Source organism: Hymenobacter amundsenii, assembly GCF_002204745.1.
Classification (GTDB): domain Bacteria; phylum Bacteroidota; class Bacteroidia; order Cytophagales; family Hymenobacteraceae; genus Hymenobacter; species Hymenobacter amundsenii.
The window spans coordinates 23,371-36,456 of the sequence record NZ_NIRR01000026.1; the positions used below are offsets into that span (position 1 = coordinate 23,371).

General features: G+C 60.5%; 11 protein-coding genes. 3 read left to right on the plus strand and 8 right to left on the minus strand.

Going from position 1 to position 13,086, the window contains the following annotated elements:
- The first annotated feature begins 64 nt into the window (after positions 1-64).
- Positions 65-2,644, plus strand: a complete 2,580-nt coding sequence (locus CDA63_RS14420) for a TonB-dependent receptor domain-containing protein (RefSeq protein ID WP_088465166.1) — start codon at positions 65-67, stop codon at positions 2,642-2,644.
- Between the two features lie 153 nt (positions 2,645-2,797).
- Here CDA63_RS14420 and CDA63_RS14425 read toward each other — a convergent pair whose 3' ends face one another.
- The 3 genes from CDA63_RS14425 to CDA63_RS14435 all read right to left on the minus strand — a co-directional run bounded on the left by CDA63_RS14425 (position 2,798) and on the right by CDA63_RS14435 (position 6,063).
- Positions 2,798-3,001 carry a hypothetical protein gene (locus tag CDA63_RS14425; RefSeq protein WP_088465167.1) on the minus strand — a complete coding sequence of 68 codons (204 nt, stop codon included), beginning with the start codon at positions 2,999-3,001 and terminating at the stop codon, positions 2,798-2,800.
- A 158-nt stretch (positions 3,002-3,159) separates the two neighbouring features.
- Positions 3,160-4,536 carry a dihydrolipoamide acetyltransferase family protein gene (locus tag CDA63_RS14430; protein ID WP_088465168.1) on the minus strand — a complete coding sequence of 459 codons (1,377 nt, stop codon included), beginning with the start codon at positions 4,534-4,536 and terminating at the stop codon, positions 3,160-3,162.
- 270 nt (positions 4,537-4,806) lie between these two features.
- On the minus strand, positions 4,807-6,063 hold the full coding sequence (locus CDA63_RS14435; RefSeq protein WP_088465169.1) for a competence/damage-inducible protein A: 1,257 nt from the start codon (positions 6,061-6,063) through the stop codon (positions 4,807-4,809).
- Positions 6,064-6,164: 101 nt separating this feature from the next.
- Here CDA63_RS14435 and CDA63_RS14440 point away from each other — a divergent pair, with 101 nt between their 5' ends.
- Positions 6,165-6,968, plus strand: coding sequence for a DUF4197 domain-containing protein (locus CDA63_RS14440; RefSeq protein WP_088465170.1), 804 nt, complete (start codon positions 6,165-6,167; stop codon positions 6,966-6,968).
- Between the two features lie 133 nt (positions 6,969-7,101).
- Entirely contained in the window at positions 7,102-7,863 is a 762-nt protein-coding gene (locus CDA63_RS14445; RefSeq protein ID WP_088465171.1) for a DUF4197 domain-containing protein, read from the plus strand.
- Positions 7,864-8,025: 162 nt separating this feature from the next.
- Here CDA63_RS14445 and CDA63_RS14450 read toward each other — a convergent pair whose 3' ends face one another.
- The 5 genes from CDA63_RS14450 to lpxD form a co-directional block, all read right to left on the minus strand.
- Entirely contained in the window at positions 8,026-8,385 is a 360-nt protein-coding gene (locus CDA63_RS14450) for a hypothetical protein (RefSeq protein WP_088465172.1), read from the minus strand.
- 282 nt (positions 8,386-8,667) lie between these two features.
- The gene (locus CDA63_RS14455) at positions 8,668-9,300 is read right to left on the minus strand and encodes an ABC transporter ATP-binding protein (protein WP_088465173.1); all 633 of its coding nucleotides are present in this window, start codon (positions 9,298-9,300) and stop codon (positions 8,668-8,670) included.
- A gap of 221 nt (positions 9,301-9,521) precedes the next feature.
- Positions 9,522-10,322 (minus strand): acyl-ACP--UDP-N-acetylglucosamine O-acyltransferase, encoded by an 801-nt coding sequence (lpxA, locus tag CDA63_RS14460; protein ID WP_088465174.1) that lies wholly within the window; start codon positions 10,320-10,322, stop codon positions 9,522-9,524.
- A 94-nt stretch (positions 10,323-10,416) separates the two neighbouring features.
- Positions 10,417-11,808, minus strand: coding sequence for a bifunctional UDP-3-O-[3-hydroxymyristoyl] N-acetylglucosamine deacetylase/3-hydroxyacyl-ACP dehydratase (locus CDA63_RS14465; RefSeq protein WP_088465175.1), 1,392 nt, complete (start codon positions 11,806-11,808; stop codon positions 10,417-10,419).
- A 114-nt stretch (positions 11,809-11,922) separates the two neighbouring features.
- Complete coding sequence (lpxD, locus tag CDA63_RS14470; protein ID WP_088465176.1) at positions 11,923-12,963, minus strand: UDP-3-O-(3-hydroxymyristoyl)glucosamine N-acyltransferase; 1,041 nt, start codon at positions 12,961-12,963, stop codon at positions 11,923-11,925.
- Positions 12,964-13,086: the final 123 nt, after the last annotated feature.

Consider the following 13,086-nt stretch of genomic DNA (forward strand, 5'->3'; position numbering starts at 1 on the left):
GGAGCCGGCCAACAGTGGGCGGGTATTTGCCGGGGAGGATTGGGGCGTTTTTTGGTTACTGAGAATGAAGAAGCAAGTACTCCTGCTGCTGCTGGCAGCCCCCACCACCCTGGCTCTGGCCCAAACGCCGAGCGGCAGTGGTCGGCCCACCGGAGCCCCCAATGGCGCTGGCCGACCCGCCGGCCTATCGGCTCCGCAGCCCCAGTCGGGCACCGGCCGCGTAACGGGCACCGTGGTAGATGCCGCCACCAAGCAGCCCGTGCCCTACGCCACAGTGGTGCTGCTGAGCCCCGCCACCGGCAAACCCGTGGATGGCACCTCGGCCGACGACAGCGGGAAATTCTCGATTCCGCGGGTGGCCGCCGGCACCTACACGCTGCAGGTGAGCTTTATCGGCTACAAGAACGTGGACAAGCCCGGCCTCGTGATTACCGACGATGGCAACACCATCAACCTGGGCAGCGTTAGTGTGGAGAGTACGGCCCAGGCCCTGAAGGAAGTGGTAGTGGAAGGCCAGCGCGCCCTGATTGAGGAGAAGGTGGACCGCACGGTGTACAATGCCGAAAAGGACGAAACCACCCGTGGCGGCGACGCCACCGACGTGCTCCGGCGCGTGCCCATGCTCTCGGTCGACCTTGACGGCAACGTGAGCCTGCGCGGCTCCAGCAACATCCGGGTACTCATCAACAACCGCCCATCCACCATCTCGGCCAACAGCATTGCCGACGCGCTCAAGCAGATTCCGGCCGACCAGATCAAGAGCGTGGAAGTGATTACCTCGCCCTCGGCCAAGTACGATGCCGAAGGTTCGGGCGGCATCATTAACATCGTGACCAAGCAAAACAACCTGCACGGCTTCACGCTCGATACCCGTTTAAGTGGCGGGCTGCGCAGCGCCAACCTGGGCCTGAACGCGGCGTACCGCACCGGCAAAATGGGCTTTTCGCTCAGCGGTGGGGGCCGGGCCCAGTACAACACGCCCGGGCGCTTCGAGAACGAGCAGCTCAGCTACCGCCTGCTCAACAACGACCCCACCAACCGCGAAGCCATCAGCCGCTCGTCGCAACAGGCCGATACGCGTCAGAACAACGTATTTGGGCGCTACTCGCTGGGCTGGGACTACGACATCAACAAGTACAACTTCCTGGCCGCCTCGGTCCAGATTGGCCAGCGCAACGGCACCAGCTACCAGGACGACCTGCGTTCGGCAACCACCTTTTTCGGCGACCCCGCCACCGGCACGGCCGATACATTTACCAGCAGCAGCCGCGACGTGAAGGTGCTCGATAACTCGACCACCCTCGATGCCACGCTGAGCTACACGCGCACCTTCCAGAAGCCGCGCCAGGAGTTCAGCGTGCTGGGCCAGTACAGCCGCAACGTGCGCACCAACAACTTCACCAACGCCATCCGCGAGGGGCAGGGCTCGGGCGATTTCCTGCGCAACATCAACGACAGCTACAACGAGGAGTACACGCTGCAGGCCGATTACATCACGCCCATCAAGGAAAACCAAATTCTGGAGTTTGGCGCCAAGGACATCGTGCGGCGCGTGAACAGCGACTATACCACGCTGCTCAATGGCCAGCCCCAGGAAGGCCGGGGCCTGTCCAACATCTTCACCTACGACCAGAATGTGGCCGCTGCCTACGCCGCCTACACGCTCACGCTGCTCAAGAACTACACCCTCAAGCCCGGCCTCCGCTACGAGTACACCTCCATCAACGCCGATTTTAAAAACGAGCAGCGGGTAGACCCCATTCCCTCGTACGCGGTGCTGGTACCCAGCGTGAACCTCTCGCGCAAGCTCACCAACGGCAACCTGGTAAAAGCGGCCTACAACCGCCGAATTCAGCGGCCCTCGCTACAGTTCCTCAACCCCAACCGCCAGGCCTCCAACCCGCTCCTCGTTACTGTCGGCAACCCGACGCTAAAGCCCGAGTACACCAACAACTACGAGCTGGCCTACAATACCTTTGTTAAGCAGACGTCGCTCAACTTCTCGGCCTTCGTGCGCAACACTACCGGCTCCATTCAGTCGGTGCGTACTACCAGCCTCGACACCATTATAACCCGTTTCCGCAATATCGGCACCGAAAACGCCTACGGTGGCAGCCTGAGCGCCAACGTCAACATCAACAAGAAATTCACCCTCAGCGGCGGCACCGATGTATTCTATGCCGTGCTCGACAACAACTCCTCCGACCCCGCCTTCGCGGCCCGCAACACGGGCGTGGTGATGAGTGGCCGTCTAATTGCCAGCTACACGTTCGAAAATGGCTGGGGCTTCCAGAGCTTCGCCTTCTACCGTGGCCGGCAGGTGCAGCTGCAGGGCTACCAGGGCGGTTTCGGCATTTATAGCCTGAGTTTGAAGAAGGATTTCGCCGAGAAGCGGGGTTCGTTCGGCCTCGGCGCCGACAACTTCTTCACCCCCGAGTTCAAAATCCGCAGCCGTATCGAGTCGCCGTTGCTCGATCAGAACAGCGTGAACGTGCTGCGTCGGGCCGGTTTCCGCGTCAACCTCAGCTACCGCCTCGGCAAGCTCACGACCGAGCAGCGGCCCACTCGCCGCCGCCGTGCCATCAGCAACGACGACTTGAAGGAAGGCGGCAGCAGCACTCCCGACGCCGGCGGCCAGCAGTAAAGAGAGAATGGGCTAATCCAGAACGTTGTCATGCTGAGCGCAGCGGAGCGGAGTCGAAGCATCTCTACCGCAATGGTACATCCAACGTCAGGACTAGCGTTGCAGCTAAGATGCTTCGACTCCGCTCAGCATGACATGCTTTTTCTGCCTGCCTTATCTGTCCCGTAGACTGTCGGGCACCGGCCCCCGCGTAATTTGGCTGAGTTTGTTTTGAAGCTGGAACGTGACCTGCTCGCAGTCGGTAAAGCGTTGCTCGGCGCGTTGCAGGGCGGTTTCGGTGTTGCGCAAGCGCTGGTAGAGGAACAGGATAAGGCCGAGCGCAACCAGCAACGCAACCAGGGAAACAACTTTGTTCATGAGTAGGAAGAAAACGAGTGGCGGGAACCAGGAACCAGTCGGTTGGCTGAGACCCCATAAAGCAACAAACAAATCATAAGTACGGCTTCCCGTGCACAGCAAGGCCCCGCCGTAACCACGGCGGGGCCTTGCTGCATATACACTTTGAGCCTCAAGTGCTAAATGCTTGTACTTGGGTCAAACTGCTCTAAGTAGTCAGCCACGCGGCGCACGAACATGCCGCCGAGCGAGCCATCGACCACGCGGTGGTCGTAGCTGTGGCTCAGGAACATGAAGTGGCGCACGCCGATCAGGTCGCCCTGGGGCGTTTCAATTACGGCAGGCTTCTTCTTGATGGCGCCCACGGCCATGATGGCTACCTGAGGCTGCATGATGATGGGCGTGCCCATCACGTTGCCAAACGAGCCAACGTTGGATACGGTGTAGGTGCCGCCTTCCAGGTCTTCGGGCTTGAGCTTGTTGGTGCGGGCGCGGTTGGCCAGATCGTTCAACTTCTTGCTCAGGCCATTCAGGTTGAGCTGGTCGGCGTTGTGAATCACCGGTACAATGAGGTTGCCCGAGGGCAGGGCCACGGCCACGCCAATGTTAATGTCGCGCTTCTTGATGATGTAGTCGCCATCAATGGAAACGTTGATGAGCGGGTAGTCCTGAATGGCGCGGGCAATGGCTTGGATGAAGATGGGCGTGAAGGTCAGGTTCTCGCCTTCACGCTTCTTGTAGGCATCCTTGTGCTTGTTGCGCCAGTTCACGATGTCGGTCACGTCGGCCTCCACGAAGCTTGTCACGTGGGGCGAAATGCGCTTCGAGTCCACCATGCGCTGGGCAATCATCTTGCGCATGCGGTCCATCTCAATCAGCTCCTGCCCACCACTGATGGAAGGCACCGCCTTGGTAGCGGCAGCAGCAGTCTGGGGCTTGGCAGCGGCCGGAGCCGGAGTTGGTGCGGCGGCTGGCGTAGCGGCCGGAGCGGCAGCAACTGGGGCCGCGGCCTGCGGCGTGAGAGGCTGCTTGCCGCCGGCCACGTAGTCGAGAATGTCCTTTTTGGTGACGCGGCCCTCGTTGCCGGTGCCGGGTAGGTATTCGAGGTCGCTCATGCTGATGCCTTCCTCGCGGGCGATGCTCATGACCAGCGGCGAGTAGAAGCGGCCGGTCTGGGGCTCGGCTGAGCCAGCCGGCGCGGCGGCCGGTACGTGGGGCACCTGGGCGGCTTCGGCGGCGTGGTTGGCGCTGCCATTGGCCGAGGCGGCCGGCGTAGCGGGGGCACTCGCCGGAGCCGATGCGCCGGCGTTGGCAGCATTGGTTTCAATCACGGCGATGGGGGCGCCCACAGCCACTACCTGGCCTTCTTCCACCAGAATTTCCTGCAGCACGCCGGCGTGCAGGGCGGGTACTTCGGTGTCTACTTTGTCGGTGGCCACTTCCAGCACCGATTCGTCCTGCTCGATGGCGTCGCCTACTTGCTTAAGCCATTTGAGAACGGTGCCTTCCATGATGGATTCGCCCATCTTGGGCATCGTCATTTCCATTCGTGCCATGCGGTCGGGATATTAATAGAGGTGGGTGGGGTGGGGTTGGTGGTGCAAAGGTAACCAGAACTGGCAATGCAGGGAAGTGGTGTGTACGTGACCTAGTGAATGAGTAGCTGGTAGGAGGCGGTCATGCTGAGCGAAGGCGCAGCCGTAGCCGAAGTATCTATACCGCTTCGTTGCTACCAGTGGGGTTACTATTGCGACAGAGATACTTCGGCTACGGCTGCGCCTTCGCTCAGCACGACAGGGACTTTATTCACCCATTCACCAACTCGCTCATTCGCCGGCTGGTAAATTCAGGCGCAACAGGTTCAGGGCGGTGGTGGTGGTGAACTCCAGGTTCAGCTGGCGGCCCCGGTCGAAACTGATTTGCTTCGTGACGGTGCGGTGGGCGTCGGCGTAGGCCACGCAGATGGTGCCCACGGGCTTGGTCGGCGTGCCGCCGTCGGGGCCGGCAATGCCGCTGGTTGCCAGGGCCACGTCCACGCCCAGGCGGCGGCGCAGGCCCTCGGCCATTTCGGCTACTACGGCCTCACTCACGGCTCCATGAGCAGCCAGCGTTTCGGCCTTTACGCCTAATTCCTGCATTTTTATCTCGTTGGAGTAGGCCACGATGCTGCCCTGGTAGTAGCGCGAGGCCCCGGGGATGCTGGTGAGGCGGTGGGCCAGCAGGCCCCCGGTGCAGCTCTCGGCCGTGCCTACCGTCAGGTCCCGCGCCAGCAGCAGTTGGCCCACGGCTTCCTCCAGCTTGATTTCGCCTTCGGCAAAAATATGGGTGCCAAGCAGGCGGCGCAATTCGGGCAGCAGGGCTTCCATGCGGGCCCGCAGGTGGGGCTGGCCGTCGTCGTGGCCCGTCAGGCGTAGGCGCACGCCCCCCAACGAGGGCAAATAAGCGAGTTTGATATTCGGGGGCAGCGCCGTTTCCCAGTCCTCAATCTGCTGGGCCAGAAACGATTCGCCCAGGCCCACCGTCTGCACCACCAAGTGCTCGATGGCAGGCGTCTGGAAGTGAGCCCGCAGGCGGGGCAGTACCTCATGGGTCATCAGGTACTTCATTTCGTGGGGCACGCCGGGCATGCTCACGAACACCACGCTACCGTCTTCGAACCACATGCCGGGCGCGGTACCCACGGCGTTGTGCAGTACCTGGCAGTTGGCCGGCACCATTGCCTGCTGGCGGTTTACTTCCAGCATGGGCCGGTTGTAGCGGGCAAAAATGCTTTCCACGTGGCGCAGTACGTTTTCGTCGAGCACCAGCCCGGCCCCGAAATAGCGGGCCAGCACGTGCTTGGTAAGGTCGTCCTTGGTGGGGCCCAGGCCGCCGGTCATCAGCACCACCCGGGCCCGCTGCCGGGCCTGGTCGAGGGTAGCCACGATTTCGTCGGCCCGGTCCGATACGCTTGTAATCTGGCGCACCCGCAGCCCCAGCTTGCCCAACTCCTGGCCCATAAAGGCGGAGTTGGTATCGATGACCTGCCCGTAAAGCAGCTCATCGCCAATAGTCATGATTTCAACGTCGGGAATAGCGGACATGGGGGGAGAGGTTAGGAGGAGCGCCGGATTTGACGCAATATTGGGGCGTCGCCCGCTAACAACGCCATAATGGCCCCCGGGTTTTGCTCTTTTTCTCTTCTATGACTCCCCTCCGTACCCTCATTCTGGCCGGCGCCCTCACCCTGGCCACCGCCCCGCTAGCCCTGGCCCAGACTAAAACCCCAGTTAAAAAAACTACTGCCACCACTAAAAAGACCACCGCCACCAAACCGGCAACCCCGGCTAAACCCGCCACCAAACCCGCTGCTTCTGCCCCCGTCATTCCCATTAAACTGTCCCTGAGCAGCGAGGAAGCCGCCGGTGGTCTGCGCGAAGCCCTCAGCCAGGGCGTAGCGCGGGCCGTGGCCCTGGCCGGGCAGACGGACGGCTTCAATGCCAACGCCGACATCCGCATCCCGTTTCCGCCCGAAGCCGAGCTGGTCGCTGCCACGCTACGCAGACTGCGGGCTGGGGCGCTGGTCGATAATTTTGAGGTGGCCCTGAACCGTGCCGCCGAAACCGCCGCCACCCAGGCCAAACCCATCTTCCTGGGCGCCGTGCAAAACCTGACCCTGCAAGATGCCCTCACGTTGGTCACCAGCAAGGAAAACGATGCCGCTACTACGCTGCTCTACGAAAAAACGGCTTCCGAACTGCGCACGGCCTTCCAACCCACCGTGCAGCAGTCGTTGGAGCAAACCGGCGCCACCCGGCTTTACGCCGAAATGGTGGCCCGCTACAACAAAATTCCCCTCGTAACTCCGCTTACGCCCCAATTGGTACCCTACGCCACCGAGAAAACCGTAGACGGCCTCTTCGCCCTTATTGCCGCCGAAGAAGGCCGCATCCGGGCCAACCCCGCTGCCCAGGGCAGCGCGCTACTGAAGCGGGTATTCGGGAAATAACGAAGGGTTAAAAGCGAAAACGGCCGTTAAGTGATGCCCTGATGGGACGCTCAACGGCCGTTTCTAATGGTTGATTTTCTGTTCTGGTCCGGTTTATGCAAAACCGGGAATAGAACCGTTTACACCTGCTCCTATGAATTTCCGCTCTATCCTCGCGTTGCCCTTGCTCGTAGTGGGCCTGCAACTGCCTGCCGCCGCCCAATTTCGTTTTCCCAAGCTGGGCGAAATCTTCAAAACCCTGCCCGCCCCTACCACCACCCGGACCGGCAGTACCGGTAGCACTGGTAGTATTACCCAGGACGAGGCCGCCCGCGGCCTTAAAGAGGCCCTCACCATGGGCATCAGCAAGGGTGCCGACCAAGCCGCCAAGACCGACGGCTTCTACCTCAATCGTCTTATCCGCATTCCGTTTCCGCCCGACGCCCAGCGCGTAGCTACCACGCTCCGCACCATCGGCCTGGGCAGTCAGGTCGATAAATTCGAACTCACGCTGAACCGCGGAGCTGAAGACGCGGCCAAGAGCGCCAAGCCTATCTTCCTGACCGCCATCAAAAGCCTCACCTTCAAAGACGTCTGGGGAATTCTGACGGGCGAGAAGGACGCCGCCACCAATTACCTCAAGCGCACCACTACCGCGCAGCTTACCACTGCCTTCCAGCCCATCATGGAGCGCAGCCTCGGTCAGGTAGGGGCTACTAAGTACTACACCGACCTGACGAGCCGCTACAACCGCATCCCGCTGGTTACGCCCGTCCAGACCGACCTCAACCAGTACGCCACCGGCAAGGCCATCGACGGCCTGTTCACGCTCGTGGCCCAGGAGGAGGCCAACATCCGCGAAAACCCCGTGGCCCGCACCACCGAAATCCTGCGGCGCGTATTTGGTCGGGGTTAGGGGGGAATGGGTGACTCGGTGAATCTGCTCATCCATCTGCCATCCGGCCTATACAAAGCGAAGGACCTTACTGCGCCAGAACGAGCCGTTGTTACGGCCATGTTCGCGCAGTAAGGTCCTTCGCTTTATATAGGCTGAGAGAACTACTTCACTCATTCACGGCTAGTCGTAGTCGGAGTTGCGGCCGCTGTTACGCGACGAGCCCGAGGAGCCGTACTCGTCGCTTTCGTCGTCGGAGAAGTCGTTGTCGTCCAGTTCGTCGAGGGAGGTGAACTTGCTACCGCTTTCGGGGTCGTTGCCGGCTTCGGCCTCGTCGTACTCGTCCTCGCTCATGTTGGCCAGGTCGAGGGCTTCATCGTGGCTGGAGCCGGTGTCGCGCCACATCAGGTAGTCGGAGTATTTGGCAGTGAGCCGTTCCTCGGCCGAACCATGGGTTTTACTGCCGCCGGTTTTGGCATAGTCGTCCAACAGGTCGTCGTCTTTAAAAAGGTCGTCGTCGGCGAAGTCGTCGTGTTGTGTCATGGCCTTGTCAGGGGCGATAAGAGGTGAAAATTGGCAGAGTAGTAAAGGCGCCCCCCAGCCGCAAAGATACGAACGGAAGGCTGGACCAGGTTACGTTGCGGGGCGTATGCCGTTGAACGCAACGCCGCCGGCCCTGGTAATACTCGCTCCTGAAATCGGCCTGTCGCTCGGCGGCCAGGCAGGCTTCTGGCTTTATTACGGCCGCAAGGTAGAGTTGGAGCAGAGCAGGCATGGCTAACGGATTGTGCTAAAACATACACCTCCCCTCTGCAAAAACAGGCGCTAACGGGCCGCTTGGGCTCCGAAATCGGTAATCAGGAGTTGCGTAGCGCAAAAGTCATACTCCTCGGGCACATTGCTCGACACCAGCACCGTGCGCCCGGCCAGCGTGGCCGCCACGTGCTCCCGGTACCAGGCCACGCCCGCCCGGTCGAGGTTGGTAGTGGGCTCGTCGAGTAGCAGCAGTGGCGCGTCGGCGTAGAGGGCCAGGGCCAGCTTGAGGCGCTGTTTCATGCCGCTCGAAAAGTCTCGAATCAGCTTGTTGCGCGACTTCTCGAGGTACATGAGCCCAATCAGCTCGTCGGCCGTGAGGCCCGGCCGCAGGGGCTTGAAGCGGGTGTGAAACTGGATGAGCTCGGTCAGGCTCAGCTCCTCAATTAGCTCCAGGTAGGGTGCGGCGTAGGCCAGCCGCTGCGGCACATCCTCTACGACCACGATTTGGCCGTTTTCCTGATACTCCACCGTGCCCTGCGTAGGTAGTACCTGCCCCGACAGCGTATTAAGCAGCGTGCTTTTCCCCGAGCCGTTAGGCCCTAGAATGGCAGTAGCCGAACCCGCCACGAACGTATGCGTCAGCTCCCGGAATATCCACTCCCGCGCAAACCGCTTGCTGAGCCCGGTAGCCGTGATTTGCATTGGTAGGGTGGGTCTGGGGAACTGGGGAGCTAGAAGGAAAAAAGAACGTCATGCTGAGCATGTGGCGAATTGAGCCAGGGTGCGCAGCCGCAGTCGAAGCATTTCTACCACTTCATTGCAACGGCCAATCAGCCCTTAGGATTACCATTGCGGTAGAGATGCTTCGACTGCGCCTCCGGCTACGCTCAGCATGACGTTACTTGAGCTAACAGCCAAAAAACCTATTCGCCGCCGCCGTTAGGCATGCGGCCGTAGCCTTTTATCACGCCGCGGCCCGAGTTGCGGATGAAGTTGACCACTTCATCGCGCTCGGGGGAGGGAGCCAGTTCCAACTCAATCTGCTCTAGGGCGGCAGCGTTGTTGAGGCCGCTCATGAACAGCAGGCGGTAGAGCTGCTGAATCTCGGATATCTTCTGATCTGAAAAGCCCCGGCGGCGAAGCCCGATGCTGTTGATGCCGGCGTAGCTCAACGGCTCGCGCCCAGCCTTCACGAAGGGCGGCACGTCTTTCCGAATCAGCGAGCCGCCGGAAATCATGGCGTGCTGGCCTACGCGCACGAACTGGTGGATGGCCGATGAGCCGCCAATAATGGCGTAGTCGCCTACTTCCACGTGCCCGGCCACCTGCACGGTGTTGGCCAGAATGCAGTTGTCGCCGATAATGCAGTCGTGGGCAATGTGCACGTAGGCCATCAGCAGGCAGTTGCTGCCAATCACGGTTTTGAGCCGGTCCACGGTGCCGCGGTTCACCGTCACGCACTCCCGAATTACGGTGTTGTCGCCGATTTGGACCGTCGTTCTTTCGCCCGCGAATTTTAAATCCTGGGGTTGAGCCGCAATAACGGCCCCCGGAAAAATCTTGCAGTTTTTGCCAATCCGAGCCCCAGACATAATCGTGACGTTGGGGCCAATCCAGGTGCCTTCCCCGATTTCAACATCCTTGTCGATGGTCGTGAACGGCTCCACTACCACGTTCTGGGCAATATGGGCCTCGGGGTGAATATAGGCGAGCGGCTGGGTCATTCTTCTTTCAATTAAGAACTAAGAATTAAGAATTAAGAACTAATACGAACAGGCCAAAGGGACAAATTCTTAATTCTTGATTCCTGATTCTTAATTATTGTTTCTTAACAATACTGGCCGACATTTCGGCTTCCATCACTACTTTCCCGCTCACGTAGGCTTTCCCGCTCATCTTGGCGATGCCCCGCTTGATGGGGGCAGTCAGCTCGCACTTGAAAATGATGGTGTCGCCGGGCTTCACCATGCGGCGAAAGCGGCAGTTTTCAATGCCCAGGAAGTAGGTCCAGTAGTTTTCGGGGTCGGGTACGGTATTGAGCACCAGAATGCCGCCGGTTTGGGCCATTGCCTCAATCTGAAGCACGCCGGGCATCACGGGGTTGCCTGGGAAGTGGCCGGCGAAGAACTGCTCGTTGAAGGTCACGTTCTTGACGCCCGTGACGGTGGTGGCGTCCAAGTGAATGATCTTGTCGATCAGCAGGAAAGGGTAGCGGTGGGGCAGGGTGGCGGCAATCTGGTTGATGTCCATCACCGGCTCGCGGCTCGGGTCGTAGGTTGGGATGGGGCTGGTGTGGGCCTCCATCATCTTTTTCTTGATGCGCTTGGCGAAGGCCACGTTGGCCGCGTGCCCGGGCCGGGCGGCCAGAATCTGGCCTTTCAGCGGGCGGCCAACCAGGGCCAGGTCGCCTACCAAATCGAGTAATTTGTGGCGGGCGGGCTCGTTCTTGTAGCGCAGGTCTACGTTGTTGAGAATGCCTTCCTTCTTGACGGCCACTTTGGGCTTGCCCAGCATGGTGGCCAGCTCGTCCAGTTCCTCGTCGCTCACCACGCGGTCAACCACCACAATGGCATTGCTCAAATCGCCACCCTTAATGAGGTTGGATTTGTAGAGCGCCTCCAGCTCGTGCAGAAAGCAGAACGTGCGCGAGGAGCCGATTTCGGCGGCAAACTGGGAAATGTCTGTCAGCGAGGCGTGCTGAGAGCCCAGCACCGGCGAATTGTAGTCTACCATCACCGTGAGGCGGTAGGAGTTGAGTGGCAGGGCCGCTATTTCCACCGAGCGGGCGTTATCCACGTATCGGATTTCGGCCGGTATCTCGTAGTAGTTGCGCAGCGCGTTCTGCTCTTCGAGGCCCACTTCCTGCAGGGGCTTGATGAACTCGTAGCTAGAGCCGTCCATGATGGGTGGTTCGGGGCCGTCGAGCTGGATGAGCACATTATCAATCTGCAGGCCCACGAGGGCGGCCAGCGTATGCTCCACGGTGTTCACGCGGGCCCCGTTCTGCTCGATGGTCGTGCCCCGCGAGAGGTCCACTACGTTGTCCACGTCGGCATCCACAATGGGCTGGCCGGGCAAATCGACGCGCTGAAACTTGTAACCGTGGTTGATGGGGGCCGGGCAGAACGTCATCGTGGCCTGCACGCCGGTATGAAGACCGATGCCACTCACGGTGACGGGGGCCTTGATGGTATGTTGCTTGTCGTTCATTGAGTTAAGCTGCAAGCTTCAAGCCGCAAGCTGCAAGCGAAGAATAGGGTGATGAAAAGGAGCCCAAGACTTGCTGCTTGTAGCTTGCGGCTTGAAGCTTTTCTAAACGCAAAGCTAGGGCTTTTCCGGCGGGCGGGCATTCTGTTCCAGTAGGCGCAGGCGGCGCTCCAGGTCGGGCAAGTGGCGGAAAATAGCGTTGGCGCGCAAACTGTCGCGCAGGCCAAAGGCCGGCGAGCCCTGGAGCAGCACGCCCTCCTGCTTAATAGACTTACCCACTCCCGACTGGGCCGTAACGGTGGTGCGGTTGGCCAGCGTGAGGTGGCCGGCCATGCCCACCTGCCCCGCCAGCACACAGAAATCACCGATTTTGGTGGAGCCCGACACGCCTGTTTGTGAGGCAATTACCGTGTGACGGCCGACTTCCACGTTGTGGGCCAGCTGCACGAGGTTATCGATTTTGGCCCCCTCACGAATAATGGTCGAGCCCATCGTGGCGCAGTCGATGGTGGCGTTGGCCCCGATGCTCACGTTGTCTTCGAGCACCACATTGCCGATTTGCGGAATCGTGCGGTAGGAGCCGTCGGGCTGGGGGGCAAACCCGAAGCCATCGGAGCCGATAACGGCCCCGGCGTGCACCGTGCAGCGCTGGCCAATTACGGTTTCGGCGTATATTTTGGCTCCGGGATACAGAATGGTGCCGTCGCCGATTTTCACCCGGTCGCCGATGAACACGTGCGGGAAAATCACCACGTCGGCCCCGATTTCGCAGTTCTCGCCGATGTAGGAGAAGGCCCCGCGGTAATGGTTTTCGCCGATGCTGGCGCTGGCGGCCATATAGGCCGGCTCCTCCACGCCGCGCTTGCCGGTGCGGCTGGCCTGTTGATAAAATTCGAGCAGGGCCGTGAAGCTAGTGTAGGGGTCGTCGACGCGGATCAGGGCGGCCGTCACGGGCTTTTTCAGTTCCAGCGTCCGGCTCACAATCACCACTGTGGCCTCAGTAGTGTAGAGGTGGGGTTCGTATTTGGGATTGGAAAGAAACGAGAGCGAGCCCGCCCGCGCTTCCTCAATCTTGGCCAGCCGGTTGACTTGCTGGCTACTATCGCCCTCCACGGTGCCCTGCAGCACTTCGGCTATCTGACCTACGGTAAATTCCATGGGGGCAAAAGTAGGAAGCAGTTATTAGTTGTCAGTTGTCAGGGGGGAGTTGTCAGGAAGAACATTATTCAGTAGAATGTCATTCAGGCAGAAGAACGTCATTCAGAGCGCAGCGAAGAATGA